This is a genomic window from Moorena sp. SIO3B2, from assembly GCF_010692525.1.
In the GTDB taxonomy this organism is placed as follows: Bacteria; Cyanobacteriota; Cyanobacteriia; order Cyanobacteriales; family Coleofasciculaceae; genus Moorena; species Moorena producens.
The window spans coordinates 1-7,009 of sequence record NZ_JAAHHE010000314.1 but is presented as its reverse complement, the minus strand read 5'-3'; the positions used below and the strand labels follow the sequence as shown (position 1 = coordinate 7,009).

Sequence of the window (7,009 nt, the reverse complement as noted above, 5' to 3'; positions counted from 1 at the left end):
TAGTAGTGGTGGAAAACTCAGTAATTTCGACTTCAGCAGTACGAGCGGTGACAGCATCCAGGTTACCACGCAGTCGAGCTAGTTCCAGGGTAAACTCGCCTTGCAAACGCTGGATTGCCTCTAGATCCTCTTTAAAGTAGGACGATGCCAAATTGGGAGCTACAATTATCTTACTGAGCTGATCGAAACAGGCATTGAGAGCAGCAGCAAATTCATAACGGTTGAGGGGACGATTGCCACGATAGCTACTGTCAGGATATCCTGCCATACAACCGTAGCGCTCTACGATGGATTGTAAGGCTTGGAATGCCCAATCTGTGGGCTGGACATCCGATAACTGGGATACTGATGTGACCTGATCCATCGGATCATCTGTCTGTTCGATATTGGGTTCGAGATTGGGAGTTAGTTCATTCTCAAACTCTTGTGTAGTTGTTGGTAATTCCGTTATTGGTGATCCTGGGAACAACTGGGAAACAGGTGTCACCTGCTCCATCACTCCCACAGAGATGGGGGGAAGTAACTCTACTGCTACGGATAATTCCTGAGCTGTTGTTGACTTTGGTTGAGATTCATTGGCTAGACCATTGGGAGTTAGTAAAAATGCTGCAGCGATCGCAGCTGGAGTTACATGGGGCAAGCTCCAAGTCAGTTTGGGCATTGGTTAAATAGTTCACTTTTCACACCGAAAACATTGATATAATGGCGCAAATCTTAGCAATTTGCCCAGTAGGGTGATGGTAACAGGGGTAGGTTTTTAGATTAGGGTCAAAGGGGAAGTGTTGGAAGTGTGGGGGGTGAGGAGTTAGATATCCAACCGCTATTTTTACACTCAAACTGATTCGAACTGGCTTATACCGCTTGTCTTATGAATAACCGCTTACGTCAATTTTATCAATTTTTTTTTGCAGAATGTAGTCTTAGCTATATTGGTGGCATTGCTGAATCAAGGAATGAATATGAGTGGGGTGGGCATTCTGCCTGCCCGAAAATATCAGGAACAGGCAAGATGCCCATTCTACAAACTCTTAAAATTATTCCATTATTAAGCAACGCCAAAAAAACACTATATGTTGAATGAAAATGAATTGTCAACAAGCACAATAAAGCAGGGTTTATTGAGAACTATCCCTGGTTTATTGACAAGATGCGTTTAGGGAGCATGTCAAATTCGCAGAACAAATGTACTAAAATAACTCATGACCGCTACTCAAGTCCCGAAAACACTGTAGTTCAAGCGTTCTTACAAAATTGACCTGCTCCCCCTGGGAGTTTCGATGGACAAGCAATGGGATAAAGTATTATGCTGTCAGCCAATTTGACCAATGAAGAGGATCAAAAAAGAAGAATCAAACACATGGAATTTGTTCAAGCTGTAATCTAACGAATGGCTAGCAACTCTTTCCAAATCAAGGGGTGGAGCATAACTATTGTTACAGCGCTTTTCGCTTTAGCAGGAGCGACTACCAAGCCTATCTTTATTCGTAACCATTCAGCCGTCAGCTTATGCGTCTTAGCGTCGAAGCCTGTGCCACGCTAATTGAGGTGCATGCAGCCGTGATAACTGCAGGGGGTCGGATTAGTAAAACGAGCAGGAATTTTCAATCAGCCGTAGGAGCATCCCGCAGCTTTTTTACTACCTCCCGTTAATTAGCTGACGGCTGACTGCTGATAGCTGAATGCTTACGTTGAGCCAACGGTTTTTCAGCCTGTAATCTATGATTTATTCTACATTGCTTTTGATGATGATTTCGGAGTCTTATAGAAAATATTTTTACGGCTAAAAGCGCGCTGTTTACTTTCATACCAGGTCATTATACGCGGGGTTTTCAGTGGCTATACTCCTAATAAAATACCAGTTTAAAATCATAAACTGGGATAAACTCAATTAATCATTATTAACCCAGACTATTGGGCAATCTCAATGTTTTACTTATTTCTTTAATTACCCTTGTCGCTGGTACCTTCATCTGATACACAACGGTTGCATTGATACTGTCCTAGGAAAAGTTCCAATACTTGCGTATTTCCTCCTCCTCCTACTACCCCTTTCAGGTCGTCTACTGACAACTTTAGGAGGTCGGTTTCTTGGCTAGGTCTGGTTTCTAGATTTTTGATATTTATTTTTTCTTTCATGTTTGCTTTACACTCCGAATCAAGTTGGTGTAATCTATGAGGAATTGGTCAAAGTTACAGAACATTTGAAATTCAGTTCCTTTGATCAAGCTCTGATAACAGATTAATTGAACTTTGTGAATGAAATGTGAATATGCATCTGGTCTTAGAGCTGATTTGTAAAGTAAATCTTAAGAAGTCTGAAAGCCTTGCTATGATTGTCTTTTAGGTATTAAATCTGAGGGGGTGACATGAGCCCTGAAAAGCCCACTAGATAAGGCTTTGATGCCAATGAGCTATGGCTTGATACAGTGGTAAATTGACCGAAGACCCTGAGGGCGCAAGCCCCTGGATTCTATCCATGGGGTTAGCCCGAACGGGAATTTATTCCCTAACTATTTGGGAACTTTAGCATATTTGGATTCGGCAAAGCCGACGCTGCGCGAACGACTATAATAGTAAGTAAGGAAACTACACCAAAGGAGGTGAGAATAGAGTGCTGGTAATGGAGTTCAAGGCTGTCTTAAAAGAGCCTCAAAAAGTAGCAATAAATGAAGCTATTAGGACAGCTCGCTTTGTTAGAAACAAGGTACTCCGATTCTGGATGGATAATCGTGGGGTCGGGAAGAAAGAACTCTATCGCTACAACACTCAGTTAAGAGAGGAATTTGAGTTTGTAAAGCATCTTAACAGTCATGCTTGTCAAGCCTCTGTTGAGAATGTGGAACGTTCTATCAAACGCTTCTTTGACAATTGCAAGAAAAAGGTTCCTGGCAAGAAGGGATATCCTAAGTTCAAAAAGCATTCTCGGTCAGTAGAATACAAGCAATCTGGGTGGAAATTATCCCCAGACAAAAAGTCTGTCAAGTTCACCGATAAGAAAGGGATAGGCCAAGTTAAACTCAAAGGCAATTGGGACTTGTGGCGCTTAGACCAGAAACTCATAAAACGGGTTCGCATAGTCCAAAGAGCTGATGGTTACTACATTCAGTTCTGCGTAAAAGTTGATAATAAATCTGAGCCGTTACAAGCTACTGGTTGCAATGTAGGTCTAGATGTAGGACTGAAAGAGTTTTACACAGACTCCGATGGATACGCAGAACCTAATCCTAGATTCTATCGAAAAGGTGAAAAACGTTTAAAATTTTATCAACGCCGAGTTTCCCGGAAAAAGAAAGGCTCCGCTAACCGTAAGAAAGCCATTAATAAGCTAGGTAGACAACACCTCAAGATAAGTAGGCAGCGTGAAGAACATGCGAAGAGAGTTGCACGTTGCGTAATCCGGTCTAACGACTTGGTCGCCTATGAAGACTTGAGAGTGAAAAACCTGGTCAAAAACCATTGTCTAGCTAAGTCTATTAATGATGCAGGTTGGTATCAATTCCGGAAGTGGTTAGAATATTTTGGCGAAAAGTTTGGGAGAATTACTGTCGCAGTAAACCCTGCTTATACTAGCCAGAATTGCTCGGCATGTGGCGCAGTAGTGAAAAAGTCACTGTCAACTCGAACCCATGTTTGTAAATGTGGATGTGAGTTAGACAGAGACCATAACGCCGCAATCAATATCTTAACGAGAGCCTTGAGTACGGTGGGGCACACCGGAACTAAAATCAACGCTCGGGGAGACTCGACCTCTACTCTGCTTGGTTCCGACCTGGTTGAGCAAGTTGAATCGCTGAACCGAGAATCCCCTGGCTTATAGCCATGGGGAGTGTCAACCTCGATTCATTGTCTTGATGCAGTCGCTCATGGGGGAAACCACGGCAGTCGCTCATGGGGGAAACCACGGCAGTCGCTCATGGGGGAAACCCCCAAGACCGCACTGGCTCCCCAAGACCGCGCTGCCTCCCCAAGACCGCGCTGCCTCCCCAAGACCGCGCTGCATCGCTTTCTGGAAGCTTAAACCCTTATAACTACGTGCAGTGTCAGCCCAAAACACCATGTATCTTTCAGGTGCGACCCGTGGCGAATTTAATTCGCCAAGGTCAAGCGCACCTGAAGTAACTTATGGGCTGAAATGACTACCGAGTAAGGATTTCAGCTTGCATGTCACCCCCCCAGGTATTAAATAGTTCAATTGTTATATTTTAGCGCAAGCCTTATCCTACAAGGATTACAGCGAGTTTACGAATCAGCTCTCAGGCAAAATTCAGGAAATTACGCAGTGCTTAACAACAGTTAAAGTATATTAAAGTATAGTTAGGGAAAGAGTAATAACTTAGTTGACGATTTAAGGTATAACACGATACTATCAGTATGTTGTTAATTGTAGTTAGGTGAGCGGCGTACCTCAAACCAAACAAAAGCTGATGAGTATCTAGGGGTTAACGTCAGCACACTAGCCCGATGAAAAAATCAATCATCCCGACTTATGCAACGAGCCTTCAAAACCAAATTAAAACTGAATAACAAACAAAAAACCTTGATGGCTCAACACGCTGGGTATTCTAGGTGGCTATGGAACTGGGCTTTAAACCTGTGGAAGGAAGCCTATAAAGCTGGACTCAAACCTTCAGCCAATAAGTTGAAAAAGTTCTATACTCATCATGTGAAGCCTCAGTATACCTGGCAGTCCACATTAAGTTCTAGGGTTTACCAATTTGCTTTCATGCACTTAGGAGAAGCATTTAGTCGATTTTTTCAAGGGATTGCTCAACATCCTAAGTTTAAGAAAAAAGGTAGAAATGATAGCTTTACCCTAGATAATTGCGGTAAGCTCATGAAGTTTTCAGGGACTCGGTTAAAACTTCCTTTCTTGGGATGGGTTAGTACCTATGAACCAATACCTGAAATCCAGACAAAGCGAATCACAATCAGTCGAGTAGCAGATTATTGGTATATTTCGCTAGCCTACGAATTTGAGCCTGAATATACCCCAAAGTCCAGAGAATATCTAGGTGTAGATGTTGGGATTAAAGTTTTAGCGACTTGCTCTGATGGGACCGTATTTCCTAACCCTAGAGCCTATAAGCAAGCTCAGAAAAAATTAACTCGACTTCAACGAGAACTATCTAGAAAAAAAGTTGGTTCTGTCAACAGAAAGAAGACCAAGCTAAGACTGGCTAAAACTCATCAGCATATCGCTAACATCCGGAAAGATGCCATTCACAAGTTAACCTCTTGGCTTTGCAAAAACCACGCAGTCATTGGGTTAGAAGATTTGAATGTTTCCGGTATGCTGAAAAACCATAAGGAACGCGGGTGCCATTGCTGATTCTGCTTTGTCTGAAATTCGTCGTCAAGTCGAATACAAGTCGGAGTGGTACGGATCAAAAACAGTGTTTGCGGATAGATTTTATCCATCAACAAAAACCTGTTCAAGTTGTGGCCACATCCAGGAAATGCCACTCAAAGAACGAGTTTTTAATTGCGAAGCTTGCGGTGAAGTTCGAGATCGTGATTATAATGCTAGCCTCAATTTAGAACGATACGCCGAGAGCTACTCGGTTTGAGCCTGTGGAATAGGAAGTGCCGACACCCTATGAAATGCCAGGTAACTGGAAAGAAGCAGGAAGGAAACATTAATACGGTTTATACCGTGTTGTGTCAGTTTTCCGTAGCAGTAATAGGTAATATGCAACAGCGGATATGGTAACAAAACTATGTCTTAACCTTTACTTCGACTGCTATACCAGTAAACTTTCAACCTTCAACATCCAACATCCAACATTCAACCTCCAACATTCAACCTTCAACATTCAACCTCCAACATTCAACCTTCAACAGTTAACCTTCAACCTCTAACCTTCAACCCTCAACCGAATAAACCCTTCCTTTCCAAGCACCACCCCGTCCTTGCCAATGTCGCCATGCTGAATCTATGGTCATTAGGGTATAGAGCAACCCGATCCCAGGTAAACAAAATCCCAGCAGAGGAGAACATTGATAGAGGCGCAGTGTCGGTAAGTAACCTAAAGCCATCAGCAACCATGTCACAAAGGATGCGATCGCATTCAGCCAATGTCCAGTCAAAACACTAAGGATCAAACCAATCGGGGCTACTAGATAAATTAACGTCATTGCCATCACCGTACCCACTAATAGCCATGGGGAATACTCTAGTTGGGTAAAAGCCGTGCGAGCAATCATGTTCCAGATACTCGCTAAAGAAGGATATGGTCGTAAGCTGCGAGTTGATTGACTTAGCCCTAACCAAATGCCACCAAGGCCAGAAAGGGAACCAGAGGAAGATCTGGACTGATTACTGGATTTAACTGCTTGAGCTAGGGCACAATCATCGATTAATGCTTGACGCACTACCTCAATCCCACCGATGCGGTTTAAGGCTTGATGGCGAATTAAAATACATCCTCCAGCGGCAGCCGCAGTAGATTTTGTGGGGTTATTGACCCAAGCAAAGGGATACAGTTTTTGAAAGAAGAAGACAAAGGCAGGAATCAGTAGTCGCTCCCAAAAGTCTTGGCATCTGAGCAACACCATTAGGGAAACTAGATCCAAGTGTTCTATCTCGGCTTTGGTAAGCAGTTGACGGAGATTGGCTGGATCATGCTCTATATCAGCATCGGTAAATAAAAAATAATCTGGGGCTGGGGTTTGCTGCTGCCCATAACGAATGCCTTGTTCTAAGGCCCAGAGTTTACCAGTCCAACCAGGGGGTAACTCTTGACCGGATAATACTTCTAGTTGGAATCGTTGGGAGGATTGCTTGCTTTCCTGGGCAAGGGCTTGAGCAATGGTCGCTGTTTGATCAGTGCTTTGGTCATCCACTACAATCACCGTCAAGCAGCCAGGATAGTCTTGAGCTAAAAGCGATCGCAATGTCGTGGGGAGCAACTCAGCTTCATTACGAGCTGGAATTACAGCACAAACCTTGGGTAATGATTCCCCTTGACCTACAGACCTGGTAGGGAATTTCTCTATAACCAGCCGTTGG

At 43.4% G+C, this 7,009-nt stretch carries 7 protein-coding genes and 1 pseudogene; 5 read left to right on the top strand and 3 right to left on the bottom strand.

Features of this window, described 5'->3' with window-relative positions; genetic code table 11:
- Positions 1-661, bottom strand: a 661-nt coding sequence (locus F6K38_RS32215; RefSeq protein ID WP_287359151.1) for an iron uptake porin, incomplete at its 3' end; no start/stop codon positions are given.
- Positions 662-868: 207 nt separating this feature from the next.
- On the opposite strand from F6K38_RS32215, the gene F6K38_RS32210 reads away from it, so the two are divergent.
- Positions 869-1,081 (top strand): hypothetical protein, encoded by a 213-nt coding sequence (locus F6K38_RS32210; protein ID WP_287359149.1) that lies wholly within the window; start codon positions 869-871, stop codon positions 1,079-1,081.
- A gap of 860 nt (positions 1,082-1,941) precedes the next feature.
- Here the strand turns inward: F6K38_RS32210 and F6K38_RS32205 are convergent.
- Positions 1,942-2,136, bottom strand: a complete 195-nt coding sequence (locus F6K38_RS32205; protein ID WP_287359147.1) for a hypothetical protein — start codon at positions 2,134-2,136, stop codon at positions 1,942-1,944.
- A gap of 475 nt (positions 2,137-2,611) precedes the next feature.
- On the opposite strand from F6K38_RS32205, the gene F6K38_RS32200 reads away from it, so the two are divergent.
- The 4 genes and pseudogenes from F6K38_RS32200 (at position 2,612) to F6K38_RS32185 (ending at position 5,859) form a co-directional block, all read left to right on the top strand.
- Positions 2,612-3,817 carry an RNA-guided endonuclease InsQ/TnpB family protein gene (locus F6K38_RS32200; protein WP_287257082.1) on the top strand — a complete coding sequence of 402 codons (1,206 nt, stop codon included), beginning with the start codon at positions 2,612-2,614 and terminating at the stop codon, positions 3,815-3,817.
- A gap of 71 nt (positions 3,818-3,888) precedes the next feature.
- Positions 3,889-4,119 (top strand): hypothetical protein, encoded by a 231-nt coding sequence (locus F6K38_RS32195; protein WP_287359144.1) that lies wholly within the window; start codon positions 3,889-3,891, stop codon positions 4,117-4,119.
- Positions 4,120-4,486: 367 nt separating this feature from the next.
- Positions 4,487-5,567 (top strand): annotated as a pseudogene (locus F6K38_RS32190) (RNA-guided endonuclease InsQ/TnpB family protein).
- 136 nt (positions 5,568-5,703) lie between these two features.
- Complete coding sequence (locus tag F6K38_RS32185) at positions 5,704-5,859, top strand: hypothetical protein (protein WP_287359142.1); 156 nt, start codon at positions 5,704-5,706, stop codon at positions 5,857-5,859.
- A gap of 3 nt (positions 5,860-5,862) precedes the next feature.
- Here the strand turns inward: F6K38_RS32185 and F6K38_RS32180 are convergent.
- On the bottom strand, positions 5,863-7,009 hold a 1,147-nt coding region (locus F6K38_RS32180), incomplete at its 5' end, for a glycosyltransferase (protein ID WP_287359141.1).